General features: G+C 56.4%; 16 protein-coding genes and 2 tRNA genes. 10 read left to right on the top strand and 8 right to left on the bottom strand.

The genetic code is table 11. From position 1 onward, the window contains the following. Positions 1 to 9: 9 nt before the first annotated feature. The gene (locus tag KQP88_RS10615) at positions 10 to 2823 is read right to left on the bottom strand and encodes a sensor domain-containing phosphodiesterase (RefSeq protein WP_407681820.1); all 2814 of its coding nucleotides are present in this window, start codon (positions 2821 to 2823) and stop codon (positions 10 to 12) included. Between the two features lie 344 nt (positions 2824 to 3167). Here KQP88_RS10615 and KQP88_RS10610 point away from each other — a divergent pair, with 344 nt between their 5' ends. The 3 genes from KQP88_RS10610 to KQP88_RS10600 all read left to right on the top strand — a co-directional run bounded on the left by KQP88_RS10610 (position 3168) and on the right by KQP88_RS10600 (position 5427). Further along, a complete protein-coding gene (locus tag KQP88_RS10610) occupies positions 3168 to 4232 on the top strand; it encodes an NAD(P)-dependent alcohol dehydrogenase (RefSeq protein WP_216705626.1) in 1065 nt (354 codons plus the stop codon). A gap of 243 nt (positions 4233 to 4475) precedes the next feature. Then, positions 4476 to 4844 carry a hypothetical protein gene (locus KQP88_RS10605; protein ID WP_216705625.1) on the top strand — a complete coding sequence of 123 codons (369 nt, stop codon included), beginning with the start codon at positions 4476 to 4478 and terminating at the stop codon, positions 4842 to 4844. A gap of 217 nt (positions 4845 to 5061) precedes the next feature. Next, entirely contained in the window at positions 5062 to 5427 is a 366-nt protein-coding gene (locus KQP88_RS10600; RefSeq protein ID WP_216705624.1) for an NUDIX hydrolase, read from the top strand. A gap of 84 nt (positions 5428 to 5511) precedes the next feature. On the opposite strand, the gene KQP88_RS10595 is transcribed toward KQP88_RS10600, so the two are convergent. Next, positions 5512 to 5588: transfer RNA gene (locus KQP88_RS10595), tRNA-Val, on the bottom strand. A gap of 295 nt (positions 5589 to 5883) precedes the next feature. Here KQP88_RS10595 and KQP88_RS10590 point away from each other — a divergent pair. After that, positions 5884 to 6105, top strand: coding sequence for a ubiquitin-like protein (locus KQP88_RS10590; RefSeq protein ID WP_216705623.1), 222 nt, complete (start codon positions 5884 to 5886; stop codon positions 6103 to 6105). 141 nt (positions 6106 to 6246) lie between these two features. Here KQP88_RS10590 and KQP88_RS10585 read toward each other — a convergent pair. Next, positions 6247 to 6323, bottom strand: a tRNA-Val gene (locus KQP88_RS10585). Positions 6324 to 6505: 182 nt separating this feature from the next. Between KQP88_RS10585 and KQP88_RS10580 the strand changes: the two genes are divergently transcribed. Continuing rightward, complete coding sequence (locus tag KQP88_RS10580) at positions 6506 to 7789, top strand: NAD(P)/FAD-dependent oxidoreductase (protein ID WP_216705622.1); 1284 nt, start codon at positions 6506 to 6508, stop codon at positions 7787 to 7789. A gap of 52 nt (positions 7790 to 7841) precedes the next feature. Here KQP88_RS10580 and KQP88_RS10575 read toward each other — a convergent pair whose 3' ends face one another. From KQP88_RS10575 to KQP88_RS10565, 3 genes are all read right to left on the bottom strand, one after another. After that, positions 7842 to 8540 (bottom strand): peptidase C39 family protein, encoded by a 699-nt coding sequence (locus KQP88_RS10575; RefSeq protein WP_407681819.1) that lies wholly within the window; start codon positions 8538 to 8540, stop codon positions 7842 to 7844. Between the two features lie 449 nt (positions 8541 to 8989). Continuing rightward, on the bottom strand, positions 8990 to 9748 hold the full coding sequence (locus tag KQP88_RS10570; protein ID WP_200992934.1) for a TerC family protein: 759 nt from the start codon (positions 9746 to 9748) through the stop codon (positions 8990 to 8992). 32 nt (positions 9749 to 9780) lie between these two features. Continuing rightward, the gene (locus KQP88_RS10565) at positions 9781 to 10023 is read right to left on the bottom strand and encodes a hypothetical protein (RefSeq protein WP_216705621.1); all 243 of its coding nucleotides are present in this window, start codon (positions 10021 to 10023) and stop codon (positions 9781 to 9783) included. A 132-nt stretch (positions 10024 to 10155) separates the two neighbouring features. On the opposite strand from KQP88_RS10565, the gene nhaR reads away from it, so the two are divergent. Beyond that, a complete protein-coding gene (nhaR, locus tag KQP88_RS10560) occupies positions 10156 to 11052 on the top strand; it encodes a transcriptional activator NhaR (RefSeq protein WP_216705620.1) in 897 nt (298 codons plus the stop codon). A gap of 2 nt (positions 11053 to 11054) precedes the next feature. Here nhaR and KQP88_RS10555 read toward each other — a convergent pair whose 3' ends face one another. Next, the gene (locus tag KQP88_RS10555; protein ID WP_198729071.1) at positions 11055 to 11564 is read right to left on the bottom strand and encodes a DUF1993 domain-containing protein; all 510 of its coding nucleotides are present in this window, start codon (positions 11562 to 11564) and stop codon (positions 11055 to 11057) included. Positions 11565 to 11721: 157 nt separating this feature from the next. Here KQP88_RS10555 and KQP88_RS10550 point away from each other — a divergent pair, with 157 nt between their 5' ends. From KQP88_RS10550 to KQP88_RS10540, 3 genes are all read left to right on the top strand, one after another. Then, positions 11722 to 12384 (top strand): YceH family protein, encoded by a 663-nt coding sequence (locus KQP88_RS10550; protein ID WP_200992936.1) that lies wholly within the window; start codon positions 11722 to 11724, stop codon positions 12382 to 12384. A gap of 257 nt (positions 12385 to 12641) precedes the next feature. Continuing rightward, the gene (locus KQP88_RS10545; RefSeq protein ID WP_200992937.1) at positions 12642 to 12995 is read left to right on the top strand and encodes a hypothetical protein; all 354 of its coding nucleotides are present in this window, start codon (positions 12642 to 12644) and stop codon (positions 12993 to 12995) included. 171 nt (positions 12996 to 13166) lie between these two features. After that, the gene (locus tag KQP88_RS10540; RefSeq protein WP_025259828.1) at positions 13167 to 13349 is read left to right on the top strand and encodes a hypothetical protein; all 183 of its coding nucleotides are present in this window, start codon (positions 13167 to 13169) and stop codon (positions 13347 to 13349) included. A 96-nt stretch (positions 13350 to 13445) separates the two neighbouring features. Here KQP88_RS10540 and KQP88_RS10535 read toward each other — a convergent pair whose 3' ends face one another. Further along, positions 13446 to 14006 carry a hypothetical protein gene (locus tag KQP88_RS10535; protein WP_200992938.1) on the bottom strand — a complete coding sequence of 187 codons (561 nt, stop codon included), beginning with the start codon at positions 14004 to 14006 and terminating at the stop codon, positions 13446 to 13448. Between the two features lie 252 nt (positions 14007 to 14258). Between KQP88_RS10535 and pbpG the strand changes: the two genes are divergently transcribed. Beyond that, complete coding sequence (pbpG, locus tag KQP88_RS10530) at positions 14259 to 15203, top strand: D-alanyl-D-alanine endopeptidase (RefSeq protein WP_216705928.1); 945 nt, start codon at positions 14259 to 14261, stop codon at positions 15201 to 15203. Positions 15204 to 15234 lie beyond the last annotated feature (31 nt).

Genomic DNA, 15234 nt, shown 5'->3' with positions numbered 1-15234 from the left:
CGCTGCCGATCATGGCAAGTCATTGCCGGTCTGGGTCCAGTGCAAACCCAGCTCGATATCCTTGCTCAGATCAAGCTGCTCAAGGGGCAACGGCATTGCGAAGTAATAGCCCTGAGCCTGTCCAGCCCCCATGCCGCGCAGCAATTCCAGAGTCGCGTGATCCTCAACGCCTTCCGCTACCACGGTCAGATCCAGAGACTCGGCCATCCGCACGATGGCGCGAACAATCGCCCGGCTTCTGGCGCTGGTAGTCAGCTCCAGAACAAAGGATTTGTCGATCTTCAGGCCGCTGAAGTGATACTGATGCACATAGCTGAGCGACGAGAAACCCGCACCGAAGTCGTCGAGCACCACTGACATGCCCTTGTCGGCCAATTGTTTCATGGACTCACGAGCCTGCGCGGGATCGGCCACCAGCGCCCCCTCGGTGAGTTCCAGGCACAGGCGCGAAGGCGCAACGCCATATTCCGTCAGCAGGGTCAGCACCTCTGCAACAAATTCAGGGCGAGTGATGCTGTAACTGGAGCAGTTCACATGCACCGGCGGCCAGTGGGCATTGGCAGGATCGGCCAGAATGGCAATGACGCGCTGCAACATGTAAATGTCCAGGCGCCCGATAAGGCGCAAGCCTTCCAGAGCTGGCAGAAAACTGCCCGGAGCGATGACCCGGCCATCGGGCTGACGCCAGCGAATCAGGGCTTCGAGGGCAAACAGCTTGCCGGTATTGATGCAGATAATCGGCTGAAAATAGGGAATCAGCTCATGGGTGTGCTTGAGCGCCTTGCGCAGTGCGCCCTCACGCTCGACCTGATCGGAAACCTCGCGGCGCAACTCCTGATTGAACACCACAAAGCTGTCACGCCCGCCATTCTTGGCCCGGTACATGGCCGTATCGGCATCGCGCAGCAACTCGGCTGGCTCCTGATGAAACTGACGGTCAGCGCCGACTACGCCGATACTGCATGAAGAAAACACGGCCTGGCCGCTGATAAAGAACGGCAGATCGAAGGCTTCAAGGATGCGCTCGGCAATGTCGACTCCAACCGCTAGCGGCGCCCCGATCCCCAGAATCGCAAACTCGTCGCCTCCCAGGCGCGCTAATAGGTCGCCATCACGAATACAACTGCGCAGGCGCGCTGCCGCCTGGACCAGCAGGATGTCGCCAAAGTGGTGACCCAGACTGTCGTTGACCACCTTGAAGCGGTCCAGATCAATGAACATGACCACCAGTTGTTGATCACGACCACAGAAAGCCTGCCAGGCCTCCTTCAGGCTCTGCTGCAACTGGCTGCGATTAGGCAGACCGGTCAGCGAGTCATGGGAGTTTTCATGCTGAAGACGGGCATTGACCAGATCCAGTTCACGAGTCCGATCCTGAACCCGCGCCTCCAGCCGCAGATTGGCGGTATGGATCGCTTCGGCAGCGCTGCGCCGGGACAACGCCGTATCGATATGCCGGGAGACGAAGGTCAACAGTTCCTGATCCCGCAGGGTGTAACTCACATTCTGCGAATAGCTCTGCACCGCCAGCACGCCGCGAACATCATCCCCCTCGAACAAAGGTATGCCCAGCCAGGATGAGGACCGATTGGAGTCATTCTGAATCTCGATCTCGCCTTCCCTTTCCAGCCTGTAGGCATCCTCACGGTCAATCAGACAAGGACGGCGCTGGCGGATGACATACTCGGTAAAGCCACGCTGACCACGCCTTGACCGCGGAGGCGTTGCCAGTCGCTCATCACTGTAATAGGGGAACGTCACTTCTTTAGTGGAGCCATCGTACAGAGCGATATAGAAGTTGTAGGCCACCAGCAACTCGCCGACGATCATGTGCAGGCTATGGAACAGCTCCGCCATGTCACCCGGCTGGCTGGACAGTTCGGTAATCTGGAACAGCGCACTCTGCAGGTGCTCCGCCCTTTCGCGATCGGCCACCTCTTGCCTCAGAGCGTCGTTGGCAGCCGACAACTGCTGGGTGCGCAGCAGCACGGTATGCTCAAGGTCAGCCCGGTGCAGAATCCGGTCCAGCGCCATCGCCACATGCCGGGCAACCACCAGAAACAGCGCACGGTCTTCGACGCTGTAGATGCGCGAGACGTCGTATACCTGCATGGCCAGCATGCCGAAGACTTCATCGGATGATTTCTTCAGCGGTGCGCCCATCCAGAACTCGGAAAGACGCCCCTCGCAGAAGAACAGCCCCTGAGCCTGAGCCTGTTTGATAGCCGTGGCATCGACGAACAATGGCTGGCCCGTGGTCAGCACATAGCCCGTCATGGTCAGCCGTGAACGGTCGAGGTACTCGAAACTTTCCGGCTCCATCGCCTCGTGATCGGCTACATCGATGTAATAGGGATAGGTGATCTTTTCTCTCTGGTCGTCATAAAGTGCCAGATAGAAGTTCTCGGCATCGATCAGCGTCGCCAGTTGCTTGTGGATGCCCTTGAGGAAGGTGCTGCGATCCCGTGTCGAACTGGCCAGATGACTGATTTCATACAGCACGCGCTGGGTATTCTGCGCCCTTACCAGCGCGATACTTTGCAGCAGATAACCCAGTTTCAAGGCCAGGTCGGCCAGTGCCGGATTGGCCGACTCGGCCTTGGGCGCCAGCAGCCAGCCCAGCGGTGCCTCACCCATGCCCACGACCCAGCGATGCAACTGGCGCCTGTTGCAGAAACCATCGAAACCGTCGCAGGGAATCTCGCCAGGCCAATCGGCCTGTGCAGATCCACTCCCCAGCAGGCGCTTGTGCGTACCGGCACCGTAAGCCGCCCAGGCCACATCGGGCATGCTGCTGCGAGTCTCGCGCAGCAAGGCTTCCATGAGCGCTTCATTGGAAAGCGCAGGCGATGCAACGGAATCATCAGTGGATTGGTACAAAGCCGGGGACAAAGGAGGAACCTGCATGAGAAACACCAAATCCTGTAACTGGCTGCGGCTATCTTCGGCGGCAGCGCCCGAGGGTGGCAAGCAGCATATGTGATTGAAGGCCAGAAAGTGTGTATTACGAAGTGCATCAAGCACTCCAGACGACAGAAAAGCTGACACACAATCGGCACTATCCGGTTCTTGAGCAGGTCAAATCGGGTCACGTTGCAATAATCGAAGCCTGTTCAACCACTATGCTGGCTTACGACTTCTTTCAACCCTTCGAAAAGGTGATCGCAATGGTCAAGACTTACAGTTACGCCGCCCAGAAACCGACCGACACCCTGAAACCCTATCGTTTTGAGCGCCGTACTCCCGGTGCCGACGATGTACAGATAGATATTCTGTACTGCGGAGTCTGTCACTCGGACCTGCACACCGCCCGTAACGAATGGCACAACACGCTCTACCCTTCGGTACCGGGTCATGAAATCGTCGGCCGGGTCACTGCCGTGGGTGCCGACGTCAAGAACTTCAAAGTGGGCGATCTGGCGGGTGTCGGCTGCATGGTCGATAGCTGTCAGCATTGTGCTTCCTGCGCCGAAGGTGAAGAGCAGTACTGCGAAAACGGTTTTACCGGCACCTATAACGGCCCGGTCTTTGGCGGCGAGAACACCTTCGGTGGCTACTCCGACAACATCGTCGTGAAGGAGAAGTTCGTCCTGCGGATTTCCCACAGCGACAATCTGGCCGCTGTCGCGCCGCTGCTGTGCGCCGGCATCACCACCTATTCCCCTCTTCATCACTGGAAAGTCGGGCCAGGCAAGCGAGTGGGCATCGTCGGCCTTGGCGGGCTGGGCCATATGGCCGTGAAAATTGCCCACGCCATGGGCGCACATGTGGTGCTGTTCACCACCTCACCCAACAAACGCGAAGACGGCCTGCGCCTGGGCGCGGATGAAGTCGTGGTTTCCAAGGATGCAGACGAAATGGCCGCACAGGCCAACAGTCTGGACTTCATCCTCAATACCGTCGCTGCACCTCACGATCTTGACGCCTTCCTGGGATTGCTCAAGCGTGACGGCACCATGACCCTGGTGGGCGCGCCTGCCGAACCTCACCCATCGCCAGCCGTCTTCGGGCTGATCTTCAAGCGTCGCAGCCTGGCCGGCTCCTTGATAGGCGGCATCCAGGAAACCCAGGAGATGCTGGATTTCTGCGCCAGGCACGGCATCGTTTCGGATATCGAAATCATCGCCATGCAGGACATCAATGACGCCTACGAGCGCATGCTCAAGGGTGATGTGAAATATCGCTTCGTCATCGACATGGCCACTCTGAAACAGGAAGCCTCTGCCGCCTGATGCTGGAATCCGGGTTGTCCCCACTGTGGGACAGCCCGCTCTTGCAGTCATAACCCTTATGACAGAAAGTCTCGATTCAGAGCATCTGCACATCAAGTTTCATAGTTGAAATATCTTGCTGCAAATAACTGCAAACTTCCCCAAACCATTCGTCATAAAGCCTCTATCCATACCCGTCGTCGGTTGACATGCCCTTTTATGGAGCGCGCAATAGGTATTGGATGAAACGATGGGGAAACACATATGGCTAAGATCAATGTTTTAGCGGGTGATTTTCTTCAAGGTAATGGAGAGTTCCACTCTGGCACCATTACGCTTGTAACCCCCCTCTTCCCATGGCCTGGAATCTGTTTCAAGCAGGACGACATCAAGTCAGTGGAAATTGCCAGTAAAGCCACCAACAGGAGAATGGACGACGCAATAGGAAAAGGCATTGCAGGCGCGCTGGTGCTTGGCCCCGTAGGCGCTGCAGCGGGCATGCTTCTGGCGAACGAAGAAAAGGAAATAACCTTCGTGGCAACGCTCAAGGACGGCAGAAGCATGCTGGCTGCCACCGATGAAAACACCTACAGAAAGATGGCAGAACACATCCCCGTATCCGACTTCATGTAAAGCACCAGATACCCGACAAGAGCCCGGCCATGCGCCGGGCTCTTTCTTTACAGCAGACTATTCTTTCCATAACCGTTCTGGCACCGATTATGCTTATGCATAGATTACATTTTTATTTCATTTTTATGAATTGAGGCTTTTCCAGTAGCAGTCTCAAGTTTCATGGCAGTCGTGCAGATATCAAGGATGACTGGACGTTAGTTAACAGGTGGGAAAGATGAAAGAACGCGCGACAGTCATCTGCAAACGTGACGATCAGGTCCTTTACGTTCGCAAACCAAAATCGAAATGGGCGCTACCTGGCGGCAAGATCGAAGCGGGGGAAACACCCGCCCAGGCAGCCGTACGCGAACTGAGCGAAGAAACAGGGCTTGAGAACCTGGAATTGCTGTACGTGGATGAATATGAAAAGGACCGGGTCATTCACCACATCTTCACAACCATGATCCCGGCTTCCAGCGAACCTTCACCCCGCAACGAGATTTCCGCCTGCAAGTGGCTCGCCACCGGAAACCTCAGCGACCTCAAGGCCAGCCCGGCGACCAAGTCCATCGTCAAGTCCTTTGCCCGCCCCAACAAATAGAGGACGGGTTTCAACCCCGCAAACGCAAAAAGGGCGACCCTTTCGGATCGCCCTTCTTCACCGCCCAGCAGAGCGGATTTTGTCTGGTAGGCGCGATTGGACTCGAACCAACGACCCCCACCATGTCAAGGTGGTGCTCTAACCAACTGAGCTACGTGCCTGCTGTGGGAGCGCATTCTACGGATATTGAAAGAGGTGTCAACGGCTTTTCGCACTAACCCACTGATATATTCGATTTTTTAGCTCTGAATTCAGCAAATGCCATCAGGCGCAAGTCCGGCAAGAGCATCAGGCCAACGGTCTGAAAGCGCACGACGCTGACATTTCTGTCAGTTCCCGTCATTCCCCTTCGCTTTTAACCTGTAAAAACGCGCGTAAGCGGATGTAGATATCTGCACGAATACGTTCAAGGCAACCCTATTCGCGCCACCTATGCCATTCACACCAGGTGACGAAATGATTATTTACGCAAAGAAACTGACCGGAGAACTCTGGGAGGTAGAGGTTGAAGCCTCAGATACGATCAGTAACTTGAAACAAAGGATTCAGGATAAATCGGGCATTAACGCCGAAGCACAAAGACTTATCTTTTCCGGGAAACAGCTTGAAGACCAGAGAACCTTGAGCGATTACAACATTCAGAAGCAGAGCATCGTACATGTGGTAATCCGACTCTAGACATAAAGCGCTGGCGCAATACCCGTCAGCAACAAGCATCATGCACTTCACGAGCGCTTTTCAAACTTCCTTGAGCGGAACGAAAAAAGGGCGACCCTCTCGGATCGCCCTTCTTCACCGCCCAGCAGAGCGGATTTTGTCTGGTAGGCGCGATTGGACTCGAACCAACGACCCCCACCATGTCAAGGTGGTGCTCTAACCAACTGAGCTACGTGCCTGCTGTGGGAGCGCATTCTACGGATACTGACTGCCCTGTCAATCTCTTTTTCAGCTAAGCCTATGAATTAGCAACGCTTTTAAATGGTGAGCGGGCGAATATGTTTTCTCGGGTGGCTGGCAGAGGTTTTTCAACTCGGGTAGGATCACCGCACTCGTCAAGAATTTTAAACGGAGCTTCAGGATGGCGAACACGCTCTATCCGCAGTCCTACTATGCCGCCTCAGCCAATCCGGCACCGGAACGCCCTGCCTTGCAGGGTGAAGTGGAGACCGATGTCTGCATCATCGGCGCAGGCTATACGGGGCTTTCCAGCGCCCTCTTCCTGCTTGAGCACGGCTTCAGGGTCACAGTGCTCGAGGCCGCGAAGGTCGGCTTTGGGGCTTCGGGCCGAAACGGCGGACAGATCGTCAACAGCTACAGCCGCGATATAGATGTCATCGAGCGTAGCGTTGGTCCAAAACAGGCGCAATTACTGGGCCAGATGGCGTTCGAAGGCGCAGCGATCATTCGTGATCGGGTTTCACGCTACGGCATTCAATGCGACCTGAAGGACGGCGGCGTATTCGCAGCCCTGACCAACAAACAGATGGCACATCTGGAGGCGCAGAAGCGTCTGTGGGAGCGCTACGGGCATACGCATCTTGAGCTGATGGACAAGCGTCGCATCAGAGAGGTCGTGGCCTGCGAGCAATACATCGGCGGCATGCTGGACATGACCGGCGGCCATATTCATCCGCTGAACCTTGCGCTGGGCGAAGCTGCTGCCGTGGAGTCGCTGGGCGGCGTGATCCATGAACAGTCGGCGGCGATCCGCATAGAGCGAGGCGCCAACCCGGTCGTGCATACCGCACAAGGGAAAGTCCGCGCCAAGTTCATCATCGTGGCCGGCAATGCGTATCTGGGCAACCTGGTACCGGAGCTGGCGGCCAAGTCGATGCCATGCGGCACCCAGGTCATCACCACCGAACCGCTGAGTGAAGAACTGGCCAAATCCCTGCTGCCTCAGGATTACTGTGTCGAGGACTGCAACTACCTGCTGGACTACTATCGCCTCAGTGCCGACAAGCGCCTGATCTTTGGTGGCGGCGTGGTGTATGGCGCCCGGGATCCGGCCAATATCGAAGCCATCATTCGCCCCAAGATGCTCAAGGCCTTCCCGCAGCTCAAGGATGTGAAAATCGATTACGCCTGGACCGGCAATTTCCTGCTGACCCTGTCACGCCTTCCCCAGGTCGGTCGACTGGGCGACAACATCTATTACTCCCAGGGTTGCAGCGGGCATGGCGTGACCTACACCCATCTGGCAGGCAAGGTGCTCGCCGAAGCCTTGCGCGGCCAGGCCGAGCGCTTCGATGCATTCGCCGACCTGCCCCACTATCCATTCCCCGGCGGCCAGTTGCTGCGCACGCCGCTTACTGCACTGGGCGCCTGGTATTACAGCCTGCGCGACAGACTGGGCTTTTGATGGATAGCGTGAAAACCCTGCAGATCGGGGTTTTCACTGCTTCAGACCAAACTTATTTAACACCCTGGCGGGCCAATGCCTTCACGGCTTCACCGGCCGCCTGCTCCTGCCCGGCTTGAGACAGTTCATTGGCAGCTTTCAGCCAGCGCTGCTGATCCACCTTGGCAGGCAGTTGCCGTGGCCCCTGAATCAGGACCGCCCAACTGCCTGCATCCTTCCAGGCCGAGCTGAAGCTGCCAAAGCTCATCATCTGCCGACGATTCATGCCCACCTGCAGCAAAACGGTCTGCTTGATGCGGTTATAGCCCACCAGCACGCCATAACGAGGCCCTTTCCACCAGGCCGAGCCTTCGGACAGCCGCAGCATCACCGGATAGCCCGCCGAGACCTGCTCCAGCAAAGCGTGCAACTCGCCATCGAGTGGGTAAACCATGAAACCGTACTGGCGCGCCGCATTCTGCATAGTGCTTTCAAGCTTCCCCTCGCCGCCCGGCAATTGCAGGGGTTTATCGAGCAGCCCCGGCGTAATCAGCACCTGACGGTTGGCCAGCATGCCCGCCAGTGCTCCCGGTCCGCTTTGATAGGCGTTGCCACGGAAGAACGGCACAGAGTTGAGTTCAACCCGGTCCGGCAAGCGCTGAATTTCTGGCGTAACCATAGAAGCGCAGGCGGTCAGGCTCAATATCAGAACAACCACCCACCACGGCCGCCGGATTCTGGCGGCGTTGAACAAGAAAGATACCGGCAGCATTTTCACTCACTTCAACGGGTGTCAGGCACCACACGACCCGACTCGGACACCGATCATAGAGCCGCGCAGAGCCTGGGTATAGCCTTCTGACACAGTCAGAGTGACTGGATAGATCAAATTGGTCATAGCCGTCAATTAATCGAAACATGTGAGGGACTAGACTGTCAGTTATTCAGACAGCAAGAAGATGCGGTAAATACGGAGGCACTTATGAGCCTGGAAATGACAATCGTGATGCTGATCGTGGCATGGCTGATGGTTGCAGGCGCCATGCTTTGGGGAGTACTGAGAATTTCCCGTCGTCACCAACCTCGCGTCGTGCGACCGACCCCAAGGGTCCGCCTGGAAAAAGGACAGCCTGCAGTCGCTCACTGATCAGCGCTCATGAAATGCAAAATGGTCGGCCCCATTACAGGGCCGACCATTTTTTTGCTTCGCTGATCGGGAGATCAGGCTTTGGCGGCTTCAGCAGCAGCCTTTTTACGCTTGGCCTTGCGAGCCAGGATGTTGAGGATCTCGACCGCTGCAGAGAACGTCATGGCGGCGTAGATGTAGCCTTTAGGTACATGGGCACCGAAGCCCTCAGCAATCAGCGTCATACCGATCATGATCAGGAAGCCCAGGGCCAGCATGACCACCGTCGGGTTGTCATTGATGAACTTGGCCAACGGGTTGGCAGCCACCATCATCACAATCACAGCAGATACCACAGCGATGATCATGATCGGCAAGTGTTCAGTCATGCCCACAGCCGTGATGATGCTGTCGATGGAGAACACCAGGTCCAGCAGCAGGATCTGGAAGATTGCCGCGCCCATGCTCAGGGTTACAGCGGAGCCGATAGTCTTTTCAGCTTCAGCCTTGGTGTCCATGCTGTGATGGATTTCCGTGGTCGCCTTCCAGACCAGGAACAGGCCACCCGCGATCAGGATCATGTCTTTCCAGGAGAACGCCTGGCCGAACACGTCGAGCACAGGTTCGGTCAACTGGACAATGAAAGCCACGGTACTGAGCAGGCCCAGACGCATGATCAAGGCAGCACTGATACCCAGACGACGGGCCTTGGCTCGCTGATGCTCAGGCAACTTGTTGGTGAGAATGGAAATGAAGATCAGGTTATCGATACCCAGCACGACTTCCATGACCACGAGCGTGGCCAAGGCAATCCAGGCGGCGGGACTTGTAGCGAGTTCCAAAAGGTATTCCATAGATCGTGTCCTGCTTGAGCCAATGTTGGGCGTTAGATTTCTTTACCAGACTTCTCTTCGGGAGACTCGGGCTGTTTTTTGGGTTCAAGTACCGAAAGATCCTTGCGGGTATCTTCCAGCGCCTTGGTTGCAGCTTCATGAGTATCGTCAATCGCCTGTTTGGCTGTGTTGGCAGCGGTGTCCAGGATTTGCTTGGTCGATGTCTCTACCTGGTCACAGCCAGCCATTACAACCAGCGAAGATACCAGCAATGCGGCGTAAACGGGTTTGATCATGTTTCCCTCGATATGCAAGGCCGGACATCACCTTTGGTCCGGCGTCAGCGAAGCATTCTAAGGACATGGAAACATCAGAAAAATTCGATTTTTCAAGGTGTATACTTCGGTTTTACCGAATCGACAATCTCTATGCTCAATTATCGTCAACTCCACTATTTCTGGGTCGTGGCCAAAACCGGCAGCATCGTGCGCGCCTGCGAACAATTGAACCTCACCCCCCAGACCATCAGCGGCCAGATCAGCCTGTTCGAGGAAACCCTGGGCGTCGATCTCTTCCGCCGTGTAGGCCGGCAACTGGAGCTGACCGAAGCCGGTCGCCTGGCGCTGCCCTATGCCGAACAGATGTTCCAGTTGGGCAATGAGCTGGAAACCATGCTGCGCTCACAGCCCGACGAACAACAGATCCTGTTTCGCATCGGCGTGGCAGATGTCGTGCCCAAATCCATCGTCTACCGACTGATCGCGCCCACCATGGAGCTCGACGAATCGATCCGCATTACCTGCCGCGAAGACAAGCTCGAACGCCTGCTGGCCGACCTGGCAATCCAGAAACTGGACATGGTGATATCTGACAGCCCTATGCCACCACATTTGGACATCAAAGGCTACAACCAGAAACTGGGAGAGTGTGGCGTCAGCTTCTTCGCGACCCAGGGCGTGGCTGAAAGTCTGTGGGGTGACTTTCCGCAGTGCATGCATGGAGCACCGCTATTGATTCCCGGGCAGGACACCGTGGTGCGCGGCAGGTTGATGCGCTGGTTCGCCGAACAGAAAATACAGCCGCGGATCATTGGCGAGTTCGACGACAGCGCCCTGATGAAAGCATTCGGCAAATCAGGCAGCGGCGTATTCGTCGCGCCCAGCGTGATCGCCGATGAAGTACAAAGCCAATATGACGTGAAAATCATCGGCCAGACAGAATCGGTGACCGAATCGTTCTATGCAATTACCGTCGAACGAAAGGTCAAGCACCCCGGTATTGTCGCCATTACCGAGAGTGCCCGAAACAAGCTGTTTACCGACTGAGCTTAGAACTTGCCCATGTAATCGCGTTTGCCGATTTCCACGCCATTGTGGCGCAGCAGGTCATAAGCGGTGGTGACATGGAAAAAGAACTGCGGCAAGGCATAGCTGAGCAGGTAAGCCTGGCCGTTGAGGCGCTTCTCCTTGTCAGTACCTGGGCGCAGAACGATCTCGATGCCTTCCTTGCCGTCGACATCTTGCGGCTTGATGCTGGCGATGAAGGCCAGGGTCTTGGCGATCAGGGCTTGCAGATCGGCAAAGGTGGTTTCGGTGTCTTCGTACTTTGGAATCTCGACGCCTGCCAGACGGGCCGAAGCGCCTTTGGCGAAATCCACGGCAATCTGAATCTGACGAGTGAAAGGCAACATGTCCGGGAACAGACGCGCCTGCAACAGGGCTTCAGGCTGGATTTTCTTCTCGGTCGCGTGGGCCTCGGCCTTGACCAGAACGTCATTCAGCGCGTTGAGCATTTGCTGGAATACAGGAACGGAAGCGGCGTACAGGGAAATAGACATGACAAATCCTGAAAGTGAAAGTCAGGAATTATAGACATGCTCTTCAGGAAAGATGGCGAGTCTTTTCTCCATGCCCTGGCGCGAGTCATCGGCGCACTGGCAATAATTCAGCGCAGCCCCTAGGCTGACACCCCCGCCATCGCTCAGGGAAAGCGTAATGACCACCGAACATTCTTCAACCGAATCGGCCGATGACACCGAGTCGCTGCAACTCAACAGCACCGAAGTTCGCATTCTCGGCTGCCTGATCGAAAAACAGGCCACCAGCCCGGAAACCTATCCGCTGACCCTCAATGCACTGGTCATTGCCTGTAACCAGAAAACCAGCCGCGATCCGGTGATGAATCTGACTCAGGGCCAGGTTGGCCAAAGCCTGCGCGCTCTGGAAAATCGGGGCCTTGCCCGCCTGGTCATGGGCAGCCGCGCCGACCGCTGGGAGCACAAGGTCGACAAGCACCTGGAGCTGGTGCCAGCCCAGTTGATCCTGACCGGCCTGCTACTGCTGCGCGGCCCGCAAACCAGCAACGAACTGCTGACCCGCAGCAATCGCATGCACGATTTTGAAGACAGCGAACAGGTCGTCCACCAACTGGACCGCCTCATCGCCCGAGGCCTGGCAACCCTGCTGCCACGCCAGCCCGGTCAGCGCGAAGATCGCTACATGCATTCACTGGGAGACCCGGCAGACCTGCAAGACCTCCTTGCAGCCCGGCAAAACCAGCCGGAGCGGCAGTCGGCATCCGCATCGAGCGAGAGGATTGATGAGCTGGAAGCAAGGATTGCTGCGCTTGAAGAGCGGCTGGCGAGGCTGGAGCAATAGTCGAGTGGCGCCGGGAAGGCTTGCCTGATGACTTTTACTTCCTACCAAACGGTATTGGATTAACCCCTCGGAGCAGGCGTAGAATCGGCTCCGAGCCCCACCGATGAAAAGGTTGTACAAACATCGTCGGCCCCCTTACACAAAATTTACCTAACGGCTTCGCAGTTTTCTCCGATTACGATGTCTTAGAGTTATCCCGTGGCAGTGCTTGAGCGTAATGCAGGCCCGCGACAACGGGTTGAGAGCGAGGAACAGTCATGATTCGTCATATCCCCAAAATTGCCTTGTTTATAGGTGCCCTGGCATTGGCAGGCCAGGCCAACGCTGATCGTGGCTGGGGTGGGCCAGCCGTACTGGGTGCAATCGTCGGCGCTGCCGTGGTTGGAGCCGCAGTTTCGTCCAGCCGTGACAGGACAGTGTATGTAGAACGCCAGCCGGTCTATGTTCAACCGCAGCCGGTTTACTACGCACCGCCGCCTCCGCCAGTGGTTTACTACCAGCCGGCTCCCGCTTATGAGGTTGTGGAACGCTACCCGGCTCCGCCACCGGGCTACTACCGTCGTTATGGACCACCGCCAGCCTACTATGGCCCGCCACGCGGCCACTGGTAACCGACAAAAAGCCCCGCCAAGTGCGGGGCTTTTCGTTGCTTTGTCATCAAACGGAGGTTGCCCGTCAAGACGCACAACCCTCGCAATCATCAATGACCACTATCGAGAACGATGATTTCTGCCAGAGACGATGGCTGAGTAAAGTAGCGCCATCGATTGATGGAGACAGCCATGAACAAGGTTCAGATCATGTCAGTAGTTGGCAGCGCCGTCCCGGCGACACTCAGAGAACGCGGCTTTCTGGCTTGCTGGTATCTGATGCACAACGGCGAACCCGTCAGCGGCCCTTTCGCCTCACTGCCTGCAGCCCAGGCCAGCTCCGACAAGCTGGAAAGCCACAAGCTCAACGGCTGAGTGCAGCACCCGGTTTCACAGTCTTCGTGCGTTTGCTCCGCACATCCCCTTGCCCACATCCTTTGATGTGGGCTTTTTTATGGGTTCGAAAAAGTCTCAGACACGCTCAGCCATTGCCGCATTCACCTGGCAGCGATGAGCCAGTTTTTGCAGGCGCTTTTCCAGGGCGATGAACACGACACGATCAGTGCGACCGCTGTCCAGTTCATCGATCAGGTCGTTGGCCACCTGGCGCAGTTCATAAGCCAGCACTACACGATCATCATTCAAATCGTGTTTATGGGACTCGAACAGGCGGTGCAGATAATCCTGCAACGTGTATTTCAGGCGATGCCGGTCGCTGGCGCGCAAATGGGTAAGGTTCAGACTGGTTCTGGCCTGCAGTTCGGTCAACTCGCCGCACAGGTATTGAATGCGGCGGGCATAACCGGTTTCGCGCTCACGCAATTGCTTGTGGGCCACTGCCGCTTCCTGCTTGCGCTGGATGCACGGAACCCCCACCGCGACCATCATGCCGACGATCAGCCCGGTCGCCTGGACCCAGCCCGCCCAGTCGGCAGGCCGTGAAAAAAAGCCGCTGACAAGCAGTACGACCGCGACCAGAGATGCAGCGATCACCAGAACAACGTAATCCTTGCTGATAAACCCCTTGAGCATTGCACGCTTCCTTAAATCGATGAGCATTGATGGCGTGGATGCTAATCGGTGCGAGCCGCAGACACCACGAATATTGAAAGCACACCGCCAATTCGTAGCTTTCCTACTTAACAGCAACTTAATAAAACCATGATTCGTGAATTAATTGACGAAACGCCCTGCTCACCCCATCGACTTTGGGCAAAGTCCGCTCCTAAAATGCAGCGTTTTTCCTATAACCACGTGCAAAACTGCACATTTATCGAGTGAGCCCTGTTCTTGAAAATTCGTCTGCCACTTCTGGGTCTTTTATTTGCACTTACGGGCCCTGTAGTTTCCACCCACGCCATTGCAAACGAAATCGCGGCTCTGAACCGGGATCCATCAAAGCTTCATCTGGCTTCCGGCAGCACACTGGTCATTGATGTGCAGACCGACAAGGTTCTGTATTCACACAACCCTGACGTTATCGTTCCCATCGCGTCGGTCACCAAGCTCATGACCGCGATGGTCGTGCTGGACGCCAAGCAGCCGATGGATGAAGTCATCCCCGTCAATATTTCCCAGACTCCGGAAATGAAAGGCGTGTTCTCCCGCGTAAAACTGGGCAGCGAAATGAACCGCAAGGACATGCTGCTGATCACGCTGATGTCTTCGGAAAACCGTGCTGCCGCAAGCCTGGCCCACAGTTATCCGGGCGGCTACCCGGCCTTTATCCTGGCCATGAATGCAAAAGCCAAGGCGCTGGGCATGAAACATACGGCCTATGTCGAGCCTACCGGGCTGTCGGTCTATAACGTTTCAACGGCTCGCGACCTCACCAAGCTGATCATGGCGGCTCGCAAATACCCGATGATCACTGAGCTGAGTACCACGGCGGAAAAGACCGTGACCTTCCGCAAGCCCACTTACAACCTGGGCTTCAGCAACACGGACCACCTGGTGCGCAAGGACAACTGGGACATCAAGCTGACCAAGACCGGCTTCACCAATCAGGCAGGTCACTGCCTGGTGCTGCTGACCACCATGGCTAACCGTCAGGTTTCCGTGGTGATTCTCGATGCCTTCGGCAAATACACCCACTTCGCCGATGCCAGCCGCCTGCGCCGCTGGATGGAAACCGGCGAGAGCGGTCCTGCGCCGGAAGTCGCCTTGCAGTACAAGAAGGAAAAGAATCTGGTGATGAAACAGAACGGTATTCAGCAGGCGCGGGAATAAAATCCACCTCTGTAGGAGCGGATTCATCCGC

The organism is Pseudomonas lijiangensis (genome assembly GCF_018968705.1).
Lineage (GTDB): Bacteria > Pseudomonadota > Gammaproteobacteria > Pseudomonadales > Pseudomonadaceae > Aquipseudomonas > Aquipseudomonas lijiangensis.
The sequence above is the reverse complement of the archived record's forward strand: the minus strand, read 5'-3'. Positions and strand labels throughout refer to the sequence as shown.

What these genes read in the sequence shown, in the direction of transcription:
- KQP88_RS10605 (WP_216705625.1), top strand. Translation starts at nt 4,476, where the DNA reads ATGGCTAAGATCAATGTTTTAGCGGGTGATTTTCTTCAAGGTAATGGA.
- KQP88_RS10545 (WP_200992937.1), top strand. Translation starts at nt 12,642, where the DNA reads ATGATTCGTCATATCCCCAAAATTGCCTTGTTTATAGGTGCCCTGGCA.
- KQP88_RS10550 (WP_200992936.1), top strand. Translation starts at nt 11,722, where the DNA reads ATGACCACCGAACATTCTTCAACCGAATCGGCCGATGACACCGAGTCG.
- KQP88_RS10615 (WP_407681820.1), bottom strand. Translation starts at nt 2,823, where the DNA reads ATGGAAGCCTTGCTGCGCGAGACTCGCAGCAGCATGCCCGATGTGGCC.
- KQP88_RS10535 (WP_200992938.1), bottom strand. Translation starts at nt 14,006, where the DNA reads ATGCTCAAGGGGTTTATCAGCAAGGATTACGTTGTTCTGGTGATCGCT.
- KQP88_RS10610 (WP_216705626.1), top strand. Translation starts at nt 3,168, where the DNA reads ATGGTCAAGACTTACAGTTACGCCGCCCAGAAACCGACCGACACCCTG.
- KQP88_RS10580 (WP_216705622.1), top strand. Translation starts at nt 6,506, where the DNA reads ATGGCGAACACGCTCTATCCGCAGTCCTACTATGCCGCCTCAGCCAAT.
- KQP88_RS10570 (WP_200992934.1), bottom strand. Translation starts at nt 9,748, where the DNA reads ATGGAATACCTTTTGGAACTCGCTACAAGTCCCGCCGCCTGGATTGCC.
- KQP88_RS10540 (WP_025259828.1), top strand. Translation starts at nt 13,167, where the DNA reads ATGAACAAGGTTCAGATCATGTCAGTAGTTGGCAGCGCCGTCCCGGCG.
- KQP88_RS10590 (WP_216705623.1), top strand. Translation starts at nt 5,884, where the DNA reads ATGATTATTTACGCAAAGAAACTGACCGGAGAACTCTGGGAGGTAGAG.
- KQP88_RS10565 (WP_216705621.1), bottom strand. Translation starts at nt 10,023, where the DNA reads ATGATCAAACCCGTTTACGCCGCATTGCTGGTATCTTCGCTGGTTGTA.
- KQP88_RS10600 (WP_216705624.1), top strand. Translation starts at nt 5,062, where the DNA reads ATGAAAGAACGCGCGACAGTCATCTGCAAACGTGACGATCAGGTCCTT.
- KQP88_RS10575 (WP_407681819.1), bottom strand. Translation starts at nt 8,540, where the DNA reads ATGCTGCCGGTATCTTTCTTGTTCAACGCCGCCAGAATCCGGCGGCCG.
- KQP88_RS10555 (WP_198729071.1), bottom strand. Translation starts at nt 11,564, where the DNA reads ATGTCTATTTCCCTGTACGCCGCTTCCGTTCCTGTATTCCAGCAAATG.
- nhaR (WP_216705620.1), top strand. Translation starts at nt 10,156, where the DNA reads ATGCTCAATTATCGTCAACTCCACTATTTCTGGGTCGTGGCCAAAACC.